A 19,266-nucleotide genomic window follows, 5' to 3' on the forward strand; every position below is an offset into this window, starting at 1 on the left:
TCACCCCGCACTACAAATAAATACTATGTATCATTTATATCGTGTTCTCTCATTTAGCAATTCATCCGCCTCTTTCTGTTTTCTATCATATTCTTCTTGACTTATTTTTCCTTTACTTAATAAATAATCCCCTAAATCTTCAGAGGTAGCCATATCGCCTGTCGTAATACCCTCCTGTTTTACAAAAGCTTTCATAATAGTTTGAAATATAATCCCTATATCTCCAAAAAATGTAACATCCTGAATATATTTTAAATCCCACTCTAATTTATCTTCCCAATCAATACCATTACGTCCATTAACCTGCGCGAGCCCACTTAAGCCTGGTTTTACAGTATGACGCATTCTCTGTTCTTTGGTCATAAATACCATATCCCGAACAAGTTGAGGTCTTGGACCAATTATACTCATATCTCCTTTTAAAATGTTAAAAACTTCTGGTAACTCATCCAATGAACTTGCTCTAAGAGCTTTTCCAAATTTTCCAAGCCGTTCCCTATCTGGCAAGAGTTTCCCTGCCTCATCCCGTTCATCAGACATAGAACGAAATTTATACATATAAAAAATTCTCTCTCTCCCTGTTTTTAAATCAAATTCCCCAGGACGAGGTTGCTTAAATAACACGGGGGATCCAAGTTTTAATCTAACCAATACTGCTACAATAATATAAAGCCACCCGAACAAGACAATTGCTAAAAGAGCACAGATGATATCTACTAATCGTTTAATGTACGATTCATAAATTCCACCTGTTCTCTCCAAGCGAATATCTATAATATTATTATCAACATGCTCCTGCTGCATTAATTTTCTCCTACTACAAAAAACATCCCTTCACAATCTCAATGACCTGCTCCTGCTCTTCCACCGTCATCTTATTATCACTTGGCAGACAAAGCCCTCTCTGGAAGATATCCATCCCCACATCCAGCGGCTTTCCGTCCTTTCCAAGCGCTCCGCCTCTTATGTATGCATTAGTCTTGGCTCTTCCGTTTCCTTCTCTTGTCACAAAGGCATTCATTCGGTAGATGGGCTGCATATGCATGGGCTTCCAGATGGGCCGCCCCTCTGCGTTGTAGGATGCCAGTGTCTCCAGGATCTCTGTGGGACAGGATTTTCCAGGTTCTGTAATATACAAAGCTTCCTGTTCTCCCCTCTCCTGGCGGCACATAGCCTCCGGTTCAATGAGCATACAGGAGAGCCAGAAGTTGGGCTCGCTGTTCTTGGCATCATACGGGTTCATAGTCACTGGCAGGTCTTTAAAGCCTTCCCTGTACCTCTCATAAATAGCCTTTTTCTGTGCAATGTGCTCTTCCAGGTAGGGGAACTGTCCTCTGACAACCCCGGCGATCACGTTGCTCATGCGGTAGTTGTATCCCAGCTCCTCGTGCTGGTACCAGGGTGCGTTCTCTCTGGACTGGGTAGACCATTTCCGCACTTTATTGGCCGCTTCTTCATCATCTGTCAGCAGCATGCCGCCGGAAGAACCGGTGATGATCTTATTTCCGTTGAAGGAAATGCAATTGTATGCCCCAAAGGTACCTGTCTGCACGCCCTTATAGGTTGCTCCCAGAGATTCTGCAGCGTCCTCGATGATGATCGCTCCGTGCCTGTCGCAGACTGCCTGCAGCTCTTCGATTTTTCCGGGAGTGCCGTAGAGATGTGCCATGACTACCACTTTTACCTCGGGATACAGCTCAAAGGCTTTCTCAAGTGCTGTCGGATCCATGTTCCAGGTGTCATATTCTGTATCGATAAATACGGGAACTCCCCCCTCGTAGACCACCGGATTGACAGTGGCGTCAAACGTCATATCTGAGCAGAATACTTTCTCCCCGGGTTTGACTCCCGCCAGCTTTACTGCCATATGCAGGGCAGCTGTTCCTGCCGAGAGGGCCACTGCATATCTGCAGCCCACTTTCTCACAGGCCAGTCTTTCTACCTCATTAATGTTCTTTCCCACGGTAGACATCCAGTTCGTCTCGTAGGCTTCTTTCACGTATTCCAGCTCAGGGCCATGCATGGTCGGGCTGGAAAGCCACACTTTGTTTTGAAATGGAACTATTTTATTCATTGTCTCTTTCCCTTGTTTCCCTTTAATTTTCCCCACAAAAATAAGAGCCCCTCCGGACTCTCATTTTCATTCTCCATATTCCCTATCTCTTCACCACAACCTCCAGCCCCACCTGGGTCTCCAGCTTCCTGCCAAACATCTCCATCTCCAGGTAGGCCTTCCGCTTGTGGCGGTCTATCTTTTTGATCAGCCCCTCATGGCCTTTGAGAGGACCTCTTGTGATGATGACCTGTTCGTTCTCAATGATGCCCTCTGACATCTCCACGATCTGCTCATCTTTTCCAAACTCCAGGAGGAAGTGGACCTCCTCTTCTGTGAGAGGCACCACTTCGTCGCCGGTGCCGATCAGCTTGGTCAGCCCCATGACTTTCTTGAGCTGGAAGAACAGCTTTTCCTTGTCCGGGCTGACAAGGAAGATGTAGCCTGGGAAAAGGATCTTTGTCTCCTTGTGCCATTTCCCGTGATACCGTTTCATCTGCTCGCAGTAGGGGATGAAGCTTCGCTCCAGCGTCTCCTTTGAGATCAGTTTTTCGCATTGCTTCTGGATGTCCTCCTCGGTCCCTGTTCGGACCTGGACTACATACCACATGGGCAGTCCTTTCTGCTTTGCCTGTGTAAGATTTTGTGCCTGGGATCCTTATCATACATAGTCTTACAGACCATGCATAAAGATGGAGTTCCGCTTGCGGAACTCCTGCGCGCGTGCAGGCTGCGTATGCAGCACCTTCATTTCTGCATGCTGCGCATCCCTGGGTCATCCCTCTTCGCGTTGTGTAAGGGGCAATCCCTCCGCACAACGCAAAAAGGGTATGCTTCGCCATTTTGACCGCGCACATCACCTCTGCCTTTTCCTTCTCTCAAGTATGGTATGAGGTGACTATGCATGCTCAAAAGCAAAGCATACCCTTATGACCCTTTTTGGCTCCAAACGCGGCAAAGCGACGATTTGAAGCCTTGAAGTTTTGTCTTCCTGTTTGGGACAAGTGTCTGTTCTGTCCCTATGACATTATATATAAATCTTAACTGTTTGTCAGCTGTTTTTCTGCTGCTGGCCTTCCGTTTTTTTGTACTGGTAGGTGGGGACGATCTGGGCCACCAGCTCCTTGATCCGGTCAGACTCCATACGGCTGGCCTGATCCAGAAGATCCAGTTTTTTCTTGAAGTCCTCGTCGTCCATCTCGATGGGTTTTCCGATGAAGATCAGCTTGTTCTCTGTCTCTGTCATGCCTTCCTCGTCCATGAGCAGCTCCTCGTAGAGCTTCTCACCGGGACGAAGGCCTGTGTATTCGATCTTGATATCCTCATCCGGGACATAGCCGGAGAGGCGGATCAGGTTTCTTGCCAGGTCGTCGATCTTGACCGGCTCACCCATATCCAGGATAAAAATCTCGCCGCCGTGTGCATAGTAGGCGGCCTGCAGTATCAGGGATACTGCCTCCGGTATGGTCATGAAGTAGCGGATGATGCGCTTGTCTGTCACAGTGACAGGGCCGCCCTCTGCGATCTGCTTTTTGAAGAGCGGGATCACGCTACCGTTGCTTCCCAGTACATTTCCGAAGCGCACAGCCACAAAGTCTGTATCTGACCGGCGGTCCATCATCTGTACCACCATCTCGCAGAGACGCTTGGATGCACCCATGATATTGGTGGGATTCACCGCCTTGTCTGTGGAGATCAGTACGAATTTATGTACGCCGTATTTCGCGGCAGCCTTGGCCACTTTATACGTTCCTTCCACATTGTTCTTGATCGCCTCGTTGGGGCTTTCCTCCATGAGGGGCACGTGCTTGTGCGCCGCTGCGTGGAAAATGATTTCCGGTCTGTACTTTTCAATGACCGAATTGACTCTCTTTGTATTTCTCACAGATCCGATCAGGGTGACCAGATGCAGATCGTGATACTTCCGTCTCAGCTCCTGCTGGATCTCGTAAGCATTGTTTTCATAGATGTCAAAGATGATCAATGTCTTTGGCTGGGCTGAGGCGATCTGCCGGCACAGCTCGCTTCCGATGGAGCCGCCTCCGCCGGTCACCATGACCACTTTGTCTTTGAGCACCTTCATGATCTCACAGTTGTTGACCTTGACCTGGGCTCTTCCTAAGAGGTCCGTAATCTCCACATCTCTGAGCTTCGTCACGCTGACTTCCTCGTTCAGCAGCTGGTAGACACCGGGTACGGTCTGCATCTTGCATCCTGTGTCCTTGCAGATGTTCAGGATAGCTTTCCGGTTGGCGCCTGTGGTGGCCGGAATGGCATACACGATCCGGGTGATCTTGTATTCTTTGACTTTCTCCACAATATCGTTGCGGTTTCCCACAATGGGAACGCCCTCCAGCACTCTTCCCTTTTTGTTGGGGTTGTCGTCGATGACGCAGCAGACCTTAGTATTCAGATGGTTGCTGCTTATCATCTCCTTGATGACAGCAAGGCCGGCCTGTCCGCCGCCGATGACCATGACTCTGTCCGCCGGTTCCTCGGCCTTCTCTTTGTTATTTTTCTTCGTCCATGAGGAAAGCAGCCTGTAGGCTATTCTGCTCCCCCCTGTCAGTACGATACTGAGGACATACCCCATAAAGAAGTAGGATCTGGGCATGTGCAGCCGCATGAAAAACATACCTGCCACATAGAGGATCAGAAGAACGATGTACGCCTGGATCAGGGTCTTCAGCTCTTCAAATCCGGCAAACCTCCATATACTGTGATACAGACGGAATGCATAAAATACAACAACGGTCACAATAACCCAGTAGGGCATAGACCAGATATAACCTTCTATATATTCTCTTGGCACAGCCGAGAAGATCAGGTCAAATCTCAAAAGCAGAGCAAGCAGATAAGAAAGCAATATAGATAACACATCTATAAACGCCAGTACGATCGCCCTCTGCATCCATAAATGTTCCGAAAAATACTTTTTCATATTCTCATTTCCTTTGGTATCTATATTTTATCTTTTTCTGCAAGCCTGCGCTTGACAAAAAGCCCGATTCCGGCTGCTGCCGCCAGGGCTGCGGCTATGATCGCCATCATAGGATCGACACTCATTATGTTTGCCCCCTCCCCCTATTTCTGCCGTCATTTATATATAATACGATTTATCCCGTCAAAAATCAAGGGCTTCCCCTTGGTTTTGACAGTTTTAACCTCTATTTTACACTGCGTCCTGCTGCCGGTCTACTGTCCGCTTAAGATCTGCTGCATCTTGCTGCTCAGAGATGCAACGACTGCGTCGTCCGGCCACATGACGTAGAGTAGCTGGCTGCCGGATGAGAAGCAGGCCTGGTTGTCGCCGGTTCCTGTGGCTGCCTGGGACTCGATGCTCCAGCTTGCTCCGTCAGAGAGCTGCATGTTGATGAACTTCGCCATATCCTCCTGGGTCATGTTTGTCTCCACGCTGTCGCTGACACTGGCAATGATCTGGTTTGCATTTGTCAGGATGGCAGGCGACATGGCTTTCTGCAGGATCGCTGTCAGTACAGCCTCCTGATTCCTGCCTCGCTGGTTGTCTCCCTCTGTGAAGCTGTAGCGCTCTCTTGAGAAAGCCAGAGCCTGGTCGCCGTTCAGCGTATTGATCCCCTGCTGGAACTGATAGCCGCCGGCCTCAAAGGCATATTCTGAATTGACATCCACACCGCCCAGGGCGTCCACAATGGTGACAAGGGATGTGAAGTTCACCCTTGCATAGTAGGTGATGTCAATACCGTAGAGATTTTCCAGCGTACTCATGGACACATCCACGCCGTAGATGCCCGCATGGGTCAGTTTGTCCCTGGACTCTCCGGACACACCCGGAAGCGTCACGTAGTAATCACGGGGCGTTGTAGTCAGAAGGATCTTCTTGGTGTTCGGATTCACGGTCATGATGATGTTCACATCACTCCGGCTGTTTGTGGTGATGGGTCCAGATACATCGATACCGCTGATGTATACGTTGAAGGGCTCCTCCACATTTGTCTCTTCCTGCTCAATAGGTGTGTCAATTCCGTACTGGTAAAGGATCCTTACCTGATCGGAATATCCCTCTATGGAATCTTCGATAATGCCTGCAAAGGCTTCATTGTAGATCGCCGCGTCAATGGTTCCATCGAGAAGAGCCTGGGCCTCCTCCTGGATGCTGGGGTACTCTACCACGAGCAGCTCCCTGCCCACCGCGCTCTCAATGTCTTCCTTCATAAGCCGGGTATTTTCCTGGTCCACAGCTGTCTGTGTGCCGAAGCGGTAATTGCCTGCATCCAGAAGATTCTGCGCAAGATCGTCTTTTTTTACCACCACGATCATGTTGTCGGTCTTGTAGGTCGCGCCTCCCACGTCTTCCAGAAGCCTGTTCGCCTTGGACAGATAGACCACGCCCACTGCCAGGCAGATACTGATCAATACACTCAGCACGATCCCCAGAATAAAGATCTTGTTTTTCACATACTGCAGACCAAAGGTCAGGGCAAACAGCAGGAAAAGAACTACGATGACTGCGATCAGATATTTCACAGGCACCATGCCGCTGTTCCACGCCACGATGATAAATGCGACGGATAAGATCAGCTGCACAAGTGCGATCAGCTTTCCTGCCAGGTGTTTTTGCTTTTTTCCTCCTCCATGGGAGTGGCTGTGCTGTACCATTTTATCTATCTCCTTTTACTGTACGGTAAGGGTAAACGCAATGGGATCTGATGTGTTGCCGTCACTGTCCATCACATAGAAACTCAGGCTGTAATTACCCGGCACCGCTGTGTCATATGTACCGTCTACCATGATCTTCTGGGAGAGGACGTCCACGCTGTCCTTGTCGTCCACCATACCCTGGATCACGCTCATGGGGTCAAAACCAGTCCCCACCGCCACGGTAGCCGCTGTCGTGTTCAGAGCCAGTACAGGTCTTTCGCCATTTGGTGTCAGTTCCGGGGTCTGGCTGGCCTGCTCTTCCCCTGTCTGCTCCTGAGCCTCAGCGTCCTGCTGTTCTTCTGTCTGCTGGACAGTTTCGGCTGTCTCCTCGGCAGACGTCTCGTCTGCTGCCGGGATGTAATGGATCTTTCTTCCCTTTGTGGCTACATTTTTCGCGCTGTCGATGGCCCCGTAATAGACCATGGCTGTGTCATCCCCGGTGGGGATCACTTTGTCCACGAAAACCTGATCCGTCAGATCCCCGTCCTGGTCATCCTCCGCGGTGACTCCCTCCATCAGGGCGGTGTAGGCCTCCCCCTCCGTGTAGGTGATGTCAGCCTCTTCTATGGTGATCTCGGGGGCCGTGTGATCCTGCCCCATATATAAGACAACAGATATAATTCCAAGGACTATGCAGCCCAGTAAAAGGACCGCTCCCGCTGCGTGTAGTTTCTTCATCCTTTTATCCTCTATTTTTCCCCGTAGTTCCCGTAGTATTTTCCGTAATATTTTCCATAGTATTTGTTCTGCTTCATATTTACTTTGTTCAGAACAACGCCCAGGATCGGACATCCTGTCTTCTCCAGCTGCTCTTTCACAGTTCTGGCAAATTTATAGCTGACTGCATTGGCCGCTGTAACGAGAACAGACGCATCGCACACTCTTGCGATGACAGCGGCATCGATCACGCTTCCCAGCGGAGGCGCATCGATGATGATGTAGTCGTACACCTTCCTTGCGCTGGAGATCAGCGCCTCAAACTTTTTCTGTCCCAGGAGCTCAGAGGGATTGGGCGGCACCACGCCTGCAAACATGACGATCAGCCCTTCCTCCTGGGTCTTGTACATCACTTCATCCACCTCAGCCTGTCCGGAGAGGAAATGGCTCAGTCCCTTGACTTCCTCCGCCACTCTGTGGCGTCCTGTCAGGACGGACTTTCTCAGGTCCGCGTCAATAAAGAGAACTCTCTTCCCGCTCTCCGCGAGGGAGATAGACAGATTGAGGGATACGGTACTCTTTCCTTCATCCGGCGTGCAGCTGGTCAGCACGATCACCTTGTTGTCAGCGCCGGAGAACTCAATGTTGGTCCGGAGCGTTTTGTACGCCTCGTTGCTCCGGTAATCTTTTGTGATATTTTTTAATACAATTTCCTGCATCTTCTACATCCTCCTAGCGCTTCATCTGCTTCTGCAGCTTTTTAGAAGACAGACCTTTCACTTTTTTGGTTTTCTTTGCCCCTTCCTCAATAGGAATGGATGTCAGTACATTCAGTCCGAGATAATGCTCCACATCGTCCGGTGTCTTGATGGTATCGTCCAGGATAAAGATCAGGATAATGATGCCTGCGGCGATCAGGATACCCAGCAGGGCGCCGATGGCAATGTTGCGCATCACATTGGGAGAGGAAGGCGCTGTAGGAAGGTTGGCCTCCTCAATCGTATTCACCGCGTCCGCCTCCATGATCTCTGTGATCTTGATGCTGACGGACTCACGCAGCGCATCGGCGATCTCTTTTGCCATCTTCGGGTCCTCATTCTCCACACTCACTGTCAGGATACGGGTGTTGGCCGCATTCTCCGTTGCAATGGATTCGCTCAGCTCTGCCGTCGTCATGTCCAGATTCAGCACGGCGATCACCTGCTCCAGGACCGGTCGGCTCTTTACCAGCTCCATGTAATCCTGGGTCAGCTGTGTACCTGTCTGCAGATCGTTATACGTTACGCCGCTGCTGTCCCCTGTCCTTGTGAGCACATACATGCTCGTCGTGGATGTGTACATGGGGGTGATCAGCAGCTTTGTCCCGGCAAAGGCCACGAAGGCCATCAGGATGCCCGCCAGGATGATCAGATGGATCTTGCTCCACAGAGCCATGAAAAGCTCTGTCAGGTCAATAGTAATTTCTTCATTTTCAAAATCACGACTTGTTACTTTCTCTTGATTCATTCCTCTTCTTTTTCCTCAGCATCTCTGCCGCGTTGCTGAAGAAAATCCTCCTCGCATAATCTTCGCCATATTTTTTCTTCACGTACTCAGCCGCCTTTTTCATATGAGGCGCCCTCTTCTCATTGTCATGGGCGTCGGTCCCCACACAGAAGACCATCTCGCTCTCCAGAAGGGCTTTTACAAACTTCTTGAGTTTTCGTCCGCCGCTTCCTGTAATACTTCCTGCATTGACCTGGATCAGCACGCCCATCTCGTCCAGATATTCCACGTTGTCAAAATCTTCTCTCAGGCACTCATAGCGCTCCGCATGGGCAAGGATCACGATGTATCCCTTCATCTGGATACGCTGTATTCCCCGGTGTATATACTCAAAAGGATCGGACGGGGAAAACTCCACTAGCACATATCTCGTCCGATTCATTGTAAGTACACTATTCTCTTGCAGTTTTTCGGGAATGTCCTGCCCAAAATAGATCTCTGTCCCAAGAAAGACCTTCAGGCGATCGCTGATCTTCGCGGCTTCCTCACGCACTTTTTTCAGCTGCTCGCGCAGCTGCTGCGGCGTTGCCCTCCCCCTGCGGGGATGGTGGTGGGGAGTCGCGATGATATACCGCACTCCCTCCTGGTATGCCGTCATCAGCATCTGCCGCGTCTCCTCCATGCTCTGAGCGCCGTCATCGACTCCCGGAAGGATATGACAATGCATATCAATGTATCTGTCCATCCGCAGCCTCCTCTGCTCATGTGTGGATTTCATTATACGCTGAAATTGATCCACATTCAATAGATTATCATACCACTTTTTGTGGGAAAATTCTCTAATTTTGAAGAATTCACTTATTTTTAGCAAAAATAGCCAGTTTTACCGTGTTTACAGGCCCAGCACATCAGCAATAGCGCCCATTTCTTCCAGGGCAATGTCGATCAGATCATCAAGAGAGAGACCTGTGAATTCGATCATCTCCATGTAATCCCGGTTTGCCCCCTTGGCAAAGCGTGATTCGTTGAACCTCTTGATGACAGATTTATGCTTTACGCTGGCAATCTTTTTGTCCGGATAAATCTGCGCTACAGCTTTGATGAAACCGCTCATGGGGTCTGCCGCAAGCACAGCGTACTGGAGGTTTGTCTTTGCCTTCATGCCGCACTTCGGGTTGTGTGCCTTTATGGCGTCGAACAGCACCGGATCTTCGATCCCCTCTTTCTTCAGGATCTCAACCGATGTGGGGCCGTGTACACTCATGTCGTGGGCCCAGTCACACTGCTCCTCGTCAAGGTCATGGAGAAGTCCTACGATACCCCAGTACTCCACTTCATCCGGAGCCAGTCGTTTTGCCAGTCCCTTCATAATAGCCTCCACCGCATAGGAGTGGGTGATGTAGTTTTCGCCCTGCATGTATTTCATCAGTATTTCATGCGCCTGTTCTCTGTTCATATCCTGTTCCTCCTGTCTTTTTCATCCGCCCTATATCTTAACATATTTTTCCTGAAATGATAACCTGTTTCACGAAAAAAATGGCTGCAGCCGGTTGACCTGCTCCTTTTTGTACTGGAGGGTTGTGTGACAGTAAATATTCAGCGTAGTCCGGATGTCCGCGTGCCCCAGAAGTTCGCTGAGAGTCTTCGCGTCAATACCTGCCATGAGGCAGCGGCTGGCAAAGGTGTGCCGCAAGGTGTGGAACTTCCTGTATGGCACTTCCGCCTCCTCCAGGTACTTTTTATACCGGTACTGGAGCGTTCTGGGATCCAGAGGATCTACCTCGGAGCCGGAGAGAATGTACCCCTTCTCTTTTCCCGTCTGGCGGAATCCTTCCAGCTTCTCCCGCATAAAATCCGGAAAGGGAATGACCCGGTCCGAAGAGCTGCTCTTTGGCTTTCCCATGACAAGGACAGTCCTCTTGCTCTCCGGCTGCCGGCTCTTAAGCCTCTGCAGGGTCCGCTCCACACGGATATACCCCTCTTCCATATTAATGTCCTGCCAGGTAAGGCTGCACAGCTCTCCAATCCGAAGGCCCGTATACAGACACAGGTAGATGCAGGCCCTGCTGATGTCCGAGTGGCTGCTTAAATAAGCCTCCAATCTTCTCTGTTCTGCCTCTGAGAAGACCTGGATCTCGGTCCGGCTTCTCTGACACTTCGCTGATATCCGCATCGCGTGGTCCAGGAACTGCTCCCTCTGCGCCTCGGACAGTCCCCGGTTCACCAGCATGATGACGCATTTTACCGTACTTCCGGACAGCGCCCTTCCGCAGCGGCAGGCTTTTCTGCTCTCCAGCTCTCCCCTGAACTGCTCCAGAAGCTCTTCTGACAGGTCGGAAACTTTCACTCCCAGAAAAAAAGGGCGGATGTGATTGGTGTAAAGCTGGTAGTACTTTGCATAGGAGGACGCAGCCAGCTGTGTCCCCTGCGCCTCAAACCATCTTTCCAGCAGCTCATTGTAGTAGATTTCTTTTTCCATTTTCTGACTCCTTTCATCCTCTGTTTCGTGTTGTACTACCAGTATAAAAAGGAATACAAAAAACTGTGCACCGGCAGATCCTTTCTCTGTCGGTGCACAGCTGTTTTTGTCTGTTTTTTTGTCAGAAAGATGGATACCCTCTTACTCCAGGATGATCTCCTCAGAAGCGGCCTCTGTCTCCAGTTCCGGCTCCTGCTCTAAAAGATCTGTCTCCTGCGCCGGCTGGCTCTCCGGGATCTCTCCGGCGGAAGCCATGTCGTCTGTCAGGATCTCATCATCCTCTTCCTCGATGGCCAGCTCTGTGCTGAGCTTTACATCGCGGTACTTTCTCATACCTGTACCAGCCGGAATGTGTTTACCGATGATGACGTTTTCTTTCAGACCTACAAGCGGGTCGATCTTGCCCTTGATGGCAGCCTCTGTCAGCACCTTGGTTGTCTCCTGGAAGGAGGCAGCCGACAGGAAGGAGTTGGTTGCAAGAGATGCTTTGGTGATACCCAGCATGATCTGCTCGCCTGTTGCAGGCTCTTTTCCTTCTGCCATAAGTTCTTTGTTCTTGTCTTCGAACTCCAGCGCATCTACCATTGTGCCCGGCAGATAACCTGTGTCTCCGCTCTCTTCCACGCGGATCTTCTTCAGCATCTGGCGCACGATGACCTCGATGTGCTTGTCATTGATATCAACACCCTGCAGACGGTATACTCTCTGTACTTCCTGGATCATGTAATCCTGTACAGCGCGCAGTCCCTTGATCTTCAGGATATCATGCGGATTCACGCTACCTTCTGTAAGCTCGTCGCCGGCCTCCAGCATCTGTCCGTCCTGAATCTTGATCCTGGATCCGTAAGGAATAAGGTATGCCTTGGACTCGCCTGTCTCGTCGTTGGTAACGATGACTTCTCTCTTCTTCTTTGTGTCGTTGATGACAGCTTTTCCTGCAAACTCGGTGATGATGGCAAGACCCTTCGGTTTTCTCGCCTCGAAAAGCTCCTCCACACGGGGAAGACCCTGTGTGATATCGTCACCGGCCACGCCTCCGGTATGGAAGGTACGCATGGTAAGCTGTGTACCCGGCTCGCCGATGGACTGAGCAGCGATAATACCGACAGCCTCGCCCACCTGTACAGGCTCGCCGGTGGCCATGTTGGCGCCGTAGCATTTTGCACACACACCGTTGTGGCAGCGGCAGGTAAGGATGGTACGGATCTTGATCTTCTTAGGTGTCTCGCCGTTCTCATCCACACCTTTCTTCATGATCAGCTCTGCCCTCTTCGGTGTCACCATGTGGTTTGCCTTTACAAGGACATTGCCGTCTTTGTCTTTGATGCTCTCGCACAGGTAGCGTCCTGTGATACGCTCCTGCAGGCTCTCGATCTCCTCGTTGCCCTCCATGAACGCCTGCACGTACATGCCCGGGATCTCATCGCCTTCCCGGCGGCAGTCCACTTCACGGATGATGAGCTCCTGGGAAACGTCTACCAGACGTCTTGTCAGGTAACCGGAGTCGGCTGTACGAAGAGCCGTATCGGACAGACCTTTACGCGCTCCATGGGCGGACATGAAGTACTCCAGTACGTCCAGACCTTCACGGAAGTTGGACTTGATAGGCAGCTCGATCGTACGTCCTGTCGTATCTGCCATCAGACCACGCATACCGGCAAGCTGTTTGATCTGCTTGTCAGAACCACGGGCTCCGGAGTCCGCCATCATAAAGATGTTGTTGTATTTATCCAGACCGGAAAGCAGCGCCTCTGTCAGGGCATCGTCGGTTGCCTTCCATGTCTCTACGACTTCTTTGTAACGCTCTTCCTCTGTGATAAGACCACGCTTGAAGTTCTTTGTGATCCTGTCCACTGTCTCCTGGGCCTGAGCGATCATTTCCGGTTTCTGCGGCGGCACGGTCATATCTGAGATAGATACGGTCATGGCCGCTCTTGTGGAATATTTGTAACCGATGGCTTTTACATTGTCCAGCACTTCCGCCGTAGCTGTAGCGCCATGGGTATTGATAACTTTCTCAAGGATCTGCTTTAACTGTTTCTTTCCTACGTGGAAGTCAATCTCCGGGAGAAGCTCATTTCCCTCGATCTCACGGTCTACAAATCCAAGATCCTGGGGGATGATCTCATTGAAGAGCATCCTTCCAAGTGTGGAGGAGATGGTTCCTGTCTTCACACTTCCGTCCGGCATGGTCTTGGACACACGCACCTGGATCTTGGAGTGAAGTGTGATAGCCTGGTTCTCGTAGGCCAGGATCGCCTCGTTTACGCTCTTGAAGAATTTACCTTCTCCTAAGGCTCCCGGTCTCTCCTGTGTCAGATAGTAGATACCAAGGACCATATCCTGTGAAGGAACGGCCACCGGTCCACCGTCTGACGGTTTCAGCAGGTTGTTCGGTGAGAGCAGAAGGAAGCGGCACTCTGCCTGAGCCTCCACAGACAGCGGCAGATGGACAGCCATCTGGTCTCCGTCAAAGTCCGCGTTGTAGGCGGTACATACAAGGGGATGAAGCTTGATGGCTTTACCCTCTACAAGGATAGGCTCAAATGCCTGGATACCCAGTCTGTGCAGCGTAGGGGCACGGTTCAGCATAACCGGGTGCTCCTTGATAACGTCTTCCAGCACATCCCAGACTTCCGGCTGCAGTCTCTCCACCATTTTCTTGGCGTTTTTGATGTTGTGGGCTGTTCCGTTCTGTACCAGCTCTTTCATAACGAAAGGCTTGAACAGCTCGATAGCCATCTCTTTCGGGAGACCGCACTGATAGATCTTCAGCTCCGGTCCCACGACAATAACGGAACGTCCGGAGTAGTCAACACGTTTTCCCAGTAGGTTCTGACGGAAACGTCCGGATTTTCCTTTCATCATATCGGACAGAGACTTGAGGGCACGGTTTCCGGGTCCTGTGACCGGACGTCCTCTTCTTCCGTTGTCGATGAGGGCGTCTACCGCCTCCTGCAGCATTCTCTTTTCATTTCTTACGATAATGTCCGGCGCGCCCAGCTCAAGCAGGCGTTTCAAACGGTTGTTTCTGTTGATGATCCTTCTGTAAAGGTCGTTCAGGTCGCTGGTGGCGAAACGTCCACCGTCCAGCTGTACCATAGGACGAAGATCCGGCGGGATGACCGGGATGGCTGTCAGGATCATCCACTCCGGCTTGTTGCCGGACTCCCGGAAGGCTTCCACAACTTCCAGGCGCTTCACGATCCTTGCCCTCTTCTGGCCGCTGGCCCCTTCCAGGCCTGCAGTCAGCTCCTCGTACTCCTTGTCAAGATCAATGGTCTCAAGAAGCTCCTTGACAGCCTCTGCGCCCATTCCCACGCGGAATGCGCTGCCCCATTTTTCTCTTGCTTCCTGGTACTCCTGCTCGGAGAGCACCTGTTTGTACATCAGGTCTGTCTCTCCTTTGTCCAGCACAATGTAGGAGGCAAAGTAGAGCACTTTCTCCAGCGTTCTGGGGGACAGATCCAGGATCAGTCCCATACGGCTGGGAATTCCCTTGAAGTACCAGATATGTGACACCGGGGCGGCCAGGGCGATATGGCCCATACGCTCGCGGCGCACGCTGGATTTTGTCACTTCGACGCCGCAGCGGTCGCAGACAACGCCTTTGTAACGGATCTTTTTATATTTACCACAATGACACTCCCAGTCCTTGCTGGGTCCGAAGATGCGCTCACAGAACAGGCCGTCCTTTTCCGGTTTCAGCGTCCTGTAGTTGATGGTCTCGGGCTTTGTTACCTCGCCCCTGGACCACTCAAGTATTTTTTCCGGTGACGCCAACCCGATCTTGATGGCGTCAAAGGTCATTGTCTGATAGGTTTGTTCCTTTTTTGTTTCCGGCATACTGGCACCCCTTCCTAAAATTCATCGTCTGATATTTCGTTAAACTCTATACCCAGATCGTCGTCTTCATAGCTCTCGTCGCTCTCAGACTCTTCCACATCCACAAGCTCCTCGCCCTGGAATTCCTGAGCTGTGTAGCCGTGGTCTCCCAGATTCTCGTCATCACCCCGGTACTTCCGGTCTTCGTTCATCAGTGAGCGGAAATCGGTCTCGCCCATATCGACAGACTCCAGGATCTCCACCTCTTCGTTGTCGCGGAGTACGCGCACATCGAGGGCCAGTGACTGCAGCTCTTTGAGCAGTACCTTGAAGGCCTCCGGAATACCTGGCTCCGGAATATTCTCCCCTTTGATAATGGCTTCGTATGTCTTCACACGTCCCACCACATCGTCGGATTTCACTGTCAGGATCTCCTGCAGAGTGTAGGATGCACCGTAGGCCTCCAGAGCCCACACTTCCATCTCTCCGAAACGCTGGCCGCCGAACTGGGCTTTTCCTCCCAGAGGCTGCTGGGTTACCAGTGAGTAAGGACCGGTAGAGCGGGCGTGGATCTTGTCGTCTACCAGGTGGTGCAGTTTCAGGTAATGCATGTGTCCGATGGTAACCGGGCTGTCAAAGAATTCTCCGGTACGTCCATCGCGCAGGCGCACTTTTCCGTCTCTGGAAATCGGCACGCCCTTCCACAGTTCTCTGTGATCTCTGTTGTCGGACAGGTACTGGAGCACCTCCGGCAGCAGTTCTTCTTTATGTTTAGCCTCAAACTCTTCCCAGCTTAAGTTCACGTAGTCGTTTGCCAGGTCAAGTGTGTCCATGATGTCGTTCTCGTCCGCACCGTCAAAGACCGGTGTGGCAATGTTAAAGCCAAGCGCCTTGGCAGCCAGTGACAGATGGATCTCAAGCACCTGTCCGATGTTCATACGGGAAGGCACGCCCAGAGGGTTCAGCACGATGTCCAGAGGACGTCCGTTTGGCAGGAACGGCATATCTTCCACAGGAAGCACGCGGGAAACGACACCCTTGTTTCCGTGACGTCCGGCCATCTTGTCACCCACGGAGATCTTTCTCTTCTGAGCGATGTAGATGCGGACTGCCTGGTTTACGCCAGGTGACAGCTCGTCGCCATTCTCTCTTGTGAACACTTTGGCGTCCACTACGATACCGTACTCGCCGTGAGGTACTTTCAGGGAGGTATCTCTTACTTCTCTGGCCTTCTCACCAAAGATGGCGCGAAGAAGTCTCTCCTCTGCTGTCAGCTCGGTCTCTCCCTTGGGAGTCACCTTACCTACCAGGATATCGCCTGCGCGGACCTCCGCACCAATGCGGATGATTCCTCTCTCATCCAGGTTCTTCAGGGCATCATCGCCCACGCCCGGGATGTCTCTTGTGATCTCCTCAGGTCCTAACTTGGTATCGCGGGCCTCAGCCTCGTACTCTTCTATATGAATGGATGTGTAAACGTCGTCCTGTACCAGTCTCTCACTTAAGAGGACAGCATCCTCGTAGTTGTATCCTTCCCATGTCATGAATCCGATCAGAGGGTTCTTTCCAAGAGCCATCTCGCCGTTGGATGTGGAAGGTCCGTCTGCAATGACCTCGCCCTTCTCCACTCTGTCGCCTTTGAAGACAATGGGTCTCTGGTTGTAGCAGTTGCTCTGGTTGCTTCGCTGGAATTTAGTCAGCTTGTATTTTTTCAGTGTGTTGTCATCCTGGCGAATGGTAATCTCATTGGATGTGGATCTCTCCACGATACCGCCCTCTTCTGCCAGCACGCACACGCCTGAGTCAACGGCAGCTTTTTCTTCCATACCCGTACCAACCACCGGAGCCTCTGTCATAAGAAGCGGAACGGCCTGACGCTGCATGTTGGATCCCATCAGCGCACGGTTGGCATCGTCGTTCTCCAGGAAGGGGATCAGGGCTGTCGCCACGGAGAATACCATCTTAGGAGACACGTCCATGTAGTCGAACATGGTGCGCTCGTACTCCTGTGTCTCCTCGCGGTAACGACCGGATACATTCTTGTGCACGAAATGTCCCTCTGCATCCAGGGGCTCATTCGCCTGTGCTACATGGTAATTATCTTCTTCGTCCGCTGTCATGTAGACAACTTCATCCGTAACTCTCGGGTTTTTCGGATCGGACTTATCGATCTTGCGGTACGGAGCCTCCACGAATCCGTACTGGTTGATCCTTGCGTATGTGGCAAGGGAGTTGATCAGACCAATGTTGGGACCCTCAGGGGTCTCGATGGGACACATTCTTCCGTAGTGGGAGTAATGTACGTCGCGGACCTCGAAACCTGCACGGTCTCTGGAAAGACCTCCCGGTCCGAGGGCGGACAGACGTCTCTTGTGAGTCAGCTCACCCAGCGGGTTGTTCTGGTCCATAAACTGGGACAGCTGGGAAGATCCAAAGAACTCTTTCACCGCAGCGGTCACCGGTTTGATATTAATCAGGGACTGGGGAGAGATACCCTCCAGATCCTGTGTCGTCATTCTCTCGCGGACGACTCTCTCCAGACGGGACAGACCGATTCTGTACTGGTTCTGCAGAAGCTCGCCCACAGCACGAATACGGCGGTTGCCCAGGTGGTCGATGTCGTCGTCATTTCCAAGTCCATACTCAAGATGGATGTTATAGTTAATGGAAGCAAGGATGTCTTCCTTTGTAATATGCTTCGGGATCAGGTCGTGGATATCCCTCTTGATGGCGCTCCCCAGCTCCTCGATATCCCCGGCGGTCTCCTCCAGAAGTCCTGCCAGGACAGGGTAGTATACCAGCTCTGTGACGCCCACTTCCTGGGGATCAATGTCCACGATGGATCGAAGGTCCACCATCATGTTGGAGAGGACTTTTACTTTCCGCTCCTCCTCCGGCTTGTCGATCCACACATAAGGAATGGCTGCGTTCTGGATCGCATCCGCCATCTCTCTTGTCAGCTTTGTGCCCGCCTCAGCGATCACTTCACCTGTGATGGGACTCACTGCATCCTCAGCCAGCACATGGCCTGCGATGCGGTTTCTGAGCATCAGCTTCTTGTTGAATTTATAGCGTCCGACTTTGGCAAGGTCGTAGCGTCTCGGGTCAAAGAACATGCTTGTGATCAGGCTCTCTGCGCTGTCCACTGCAAGCGGCTCGCCCGGACGGATCTTCTTGTACAGTTCCAGAAGACCTTCCTGGTAGTTGGTTGCAGCATCCTTCTCAAAGCTGGCCAGGATCTTGGGCTCCTCGCCGAACAGCTCGATGATCTCAGGATTCGTTCCGATACCGAGGGCGCGGATCAGCACAGTGATCGGCACCTTCCTTGTTCTGTCTACACGCACATAGAAAACGTCATTTGAATCTGTCTCATATTCCAGCCATGCTCCCCGGTTTGGAATGACAGTGGAGGAAAACAGCCTTTTGCCCAGCTTGTCATGCGCAATGCCGTAGTAGATACCAGGCGAACGCACGAGCTGACTTACGATAACTCGCTCTGCACCATTGATCACAAAAGTTCCTGTCGCTGTCATCAGCGGCAGGTCACCCATGAATATCTCATGTTCATTGATCTCGTCTGTCTCCTTATTATGAAGTCTTACGCGCACCTTCAGCGGAGCAGCATAGGTGGCGTCCCGCTCCTTGCACTCCTCGATCGAGTACTTTACGTCTTTCTCGCACAAGGTGAAATCCACAAACTCCAGACTGAGATGACCACTGTAGTCTGTGATCGGAGAAATGTCATCAAATACCTCCTTTAACCCCTCGTCAAGGAACCACTGGTAGGAGTCTTTCTGGACTTCTATCAGATTGGGCATCTGAAGCACTTCTTTCTGTCTGGAATAACTCATGCGTGAATTTTTTCCACTTTTAATAGGACGAATTCTGTTTTTCTCCATATGACGTTTCACTCCTCGTTTATTTTTTGTGAGGTTTAACCGAGCAAACCCCCGTTTTTATTACACTCTCGCACATTGTGCCATGATTCATGACACAGTTTTTCATAATGATGCACCCTATATAATACAACAAGCGTCAGAACCTTGTCAAGGATTTTTTAATTCCGGACGTAACCCTTTTGAAAAGG

The 19,266-nt window shown here is 51.3% G+C and carries 13 protein-coding genes; all 13 read right to left on the minus strand.

Annotated elements, in window-relative coordinates:
* Positions 1-30 precede the first annotated feature (30 nt).
* Positions 31-804, minus strand: coding sequence for a sugar transferase (locus tag INF30_RS09385; RefSeq protein ID WP_264176894.1), 774 nt, complete (start codon positions 802-804; stop codon positions 31-33).
* Positions 805-817: 13 nt separating this feature from the next.
* A complete protein-coding gene (locus tag INF30_RS09390; RefSeq protein ID WP_226394999.1) occupies positions 818-2,074 on the minus strand; it encodes a DegT/DnrJ/EryC1/StrS family aminotransferase in 1,257 nt (418 codons plus the stop codon).
* A gap of 82 nt (positions 2,075-2,156) precedes the next feature.
* Positions 2,157-2,663: an antiterminator LoaP gene (gene loaP, locus INF30_RS09395; RefSeq protein WP_226395000.1), complete on the minus strand. Its 507-nt coding sequence runs from the start codon at positions 2,661-2,663 to the stop codon at positions 2,157-2,159.
* A gap of 441 nt (positions 2,664-3,104) precedes the next feature.
* Entirely contained in the window at positions 3,105-4,994 is a 1,890-nt protein-coding gene (locus INF30_RS09400; RefSeq protein ID WP_226395001.1) for a nucleoside-diphosphate sugar epimerase/dehydratase, read from the minus strand.
* Between the two features lie 254 nt (positions 4,995-5,248).
* Positions 5,249-6,691 (minus strand): LCP family protein, encoded by a 1,443-nt coding sequence (locus tag INF30_RS09405; RefSeq protein ID WP_076779549.1) that lies wholly within the window; start codon positions 6,689-6,691, stop codon positions 5,249-5,251.
* A 15-nt stretch (positions 6,692-6,706) separates the two neighbouring features.
* Positions 6,707-7,411, minus strand: coding sequence for a DUF5011 domain-containing protein (locus tag INF30_RS09410; RefSeq protein WP_226395002.1), 705 nt, complete (start codon positions 7,409-7,411; stop codon positions 6,707-6,709).
* Between the two features lie 11 nt (positions 7,412-7,422).
* Positions 7,423-8,109, minus strand: a complete 687-nt coding sequence (locus tag INF30_RS09415; RefSeq protein WP_226395003.1) for a polysaccharide biosynthesis tyrosine autokinase — start codon at positions 8,107-8,109, stop codon at positions 7,423-7,425.
* A gap of 13 nt (positions 8,110-8,122) precedes the next feature.
* The gene (locus tag INF30_RS09420) at positions 8,123-8,896 is read right to left on the minus strand and encodes a YveK family protein (protein WP_226395004.1); all 774 of its coding nucleotides are present in this window, start codon (positions 8,894-8,896) and stop codon (positions 8,123-8,125) included.
* A complete protein-coding gene (locus INF30_RS09425; RefSeq protein WP_226395005.1) occupies positions 8,868-9,620 on the minus strand; it encodes a CpsB/CapC family capsule biosynthesis tyrosine phosphatase in 753 nt (250 codons plus the stop codon). The genes INF30_RS09420 and INF30_RS09425 overlap by 29 nt, the downstream gene beginning before the upstream one ends.
* 147 nt (positions 9,621-9,767) lie before the next feature.
* Positions 9,768-10,331 carry an HD domain-containing protein gene (locus INF30_RS09430; protein ID WP_076779560.1) on the minus strand — a complete coding sequence of 188 codons (564 nt, stop codon included), beginning with the start codon at positions 10,329-10,331 and terminating at the stop codon, positions 9,768-9,770.
* Positions 10,332-10,400: 69 nt separating this feature from the next.
* Positions 10,401-11,354 carry a tyrosine-type recombinase/integrase gene (locus tag INF30_RS09435; RefSeq protein ID WP_226395006.1) on the minus strand — a complete coding sequence of 318 codons (954 nt, stop codon included), beginning with the start codon at positions 11,352-11,354 and terminating at the stop codon, positions 10,401-10,403.
* Positions 11,355-11,495: 141 nt separating this feature from the next.
* Entirely contained in the window at positions 11,496-15,200 is a 3,705-nt protein-coding gene (gene rpoC / locus INF30_RS09440; protein WP_226395007.1) for a DNA-directed RNA polymerase subunit beta', read from the minus strand.
* A gap of 14 nt (positions 15,201-15,214) precedes the next feature.
* A complete protein-coding gene (rpoB, locus tag INF30_RS09445; RefSeq protein WP_226395008.1) occupies positions 15,215-19,078 on the minus strand; it encodes a DNA-directed RNA polymerase subunit beta in 3,864 nt (1,287 codons plus the stop codon).
* Positions 19,079-19,266 lie beyond the last annotated feature (188 nt).

The organism is Claveliimonas monacensis, from assembly GCF_014982975.1.
GTDB classification, from domain to species: Bacteria; Bacillota; Clostridia; order Lachnospirales; family Lachnospiraceae; genus Claveliimonas; species Claveliimonas monacensis.

What these genes read in the sequence shown, in the direction of transcription:
- INF30_RS09430 (WP_076779560.1), bottom strand. Translation starts at nt 10,331, where the DNA reads ATGAACAGAGAACAGGCGCATGAAATACTGATGAAATACATGCAGGGC.
- rpoB (WP_226395008.1), bottom strand. Translation starts at nt 19,078, where the DNA reads ATGGAGAAAAACAGAATTCGTCCTATTAAAAGTGGAAAAAATTCACGC.
- INF30_RS09435 (WP_226395006.1), bottom strand. Translation starts at nt 11,354, where the DNA reads ATGGAAAAAGAAATCTACTACAATGAGCTGCTGGAAAGATGGTTTGAG.
- INF30_RS09410 (WP_226395002.1), bottom strand. Translation starts at nt 7,411, where the DNA reads ATGAAGAAACTACACGCAGCGGGAGCGGTCCTTTTACTGGGCTGCATA.
- INF30_RS09385 (WP_264176894.1), bottom strand. Translation starts at nt 804, where the DNA reads ATGCAGCAGGAGCATGTTGATAATAATATTATAGATATTCGCTTGGAG.
- INF30_RS09415 (WP_226395003.1), bottom strand. Translation starts at nt 8,109, where the DNA reads ATGCAGGAAATTGTATTAAAAAATATCACAAAAGATTACCGGAGCAAC.
- rpoC (WP_226395007.1), bottom strand. Translation starts at nt 15,200, where the DNA reads ATGCCGGAAACAAAAAAGGAACAAACCTATCAGACAATGACCTTTGAC.
- INF30_RS09420 (WP_226395004.1), bottom strand. Translation starts at nt 8,896, where the DNA reads ATGAATCAAGAGAAAGTAACAAGTCGTGATTTTGAAAATGAAGAAATT.
- INF30_RS09390 (WP_226394999.1), bottom strand. Translation starts at nt 2,074, where the DNA reads ATGAATAAAATAGTTCCATTTCAAAACAAAGTGTGGCTTTCCAGCCCG.
- INF30_RS09405 (WP_076779549.1), bottom strand. Translation starts at nt 6,691, where the DNA reads ATGGTACAGCACAGCCACTCCCATGGAGGAGGAAAAAAGCAAAAACAC.
- loaP (WP_226395000.1), bottom strand. Translation starts at nt 2,663, where the DNA reads ATGTGGTATGTAGTCCAGGTCCGAACAGGGACCGAGGAGGACATCCAG.
- INF30_RS09425 (WP_226395005.1), bottom strand. Translation starts at nt 9,620, where the DNA reads ATGGACAGATACATTGATATGCATTGTCATATCCTTCCGGGAGTCGAT.
- INF30_RS09400 (WP_226395001.1), bottom strand. Translation starts at nt 4,994, where the DNA reads ATGAAAAAGTATTTTTCGGAACATTTATGGATGCAGAGGGCGATCGTA.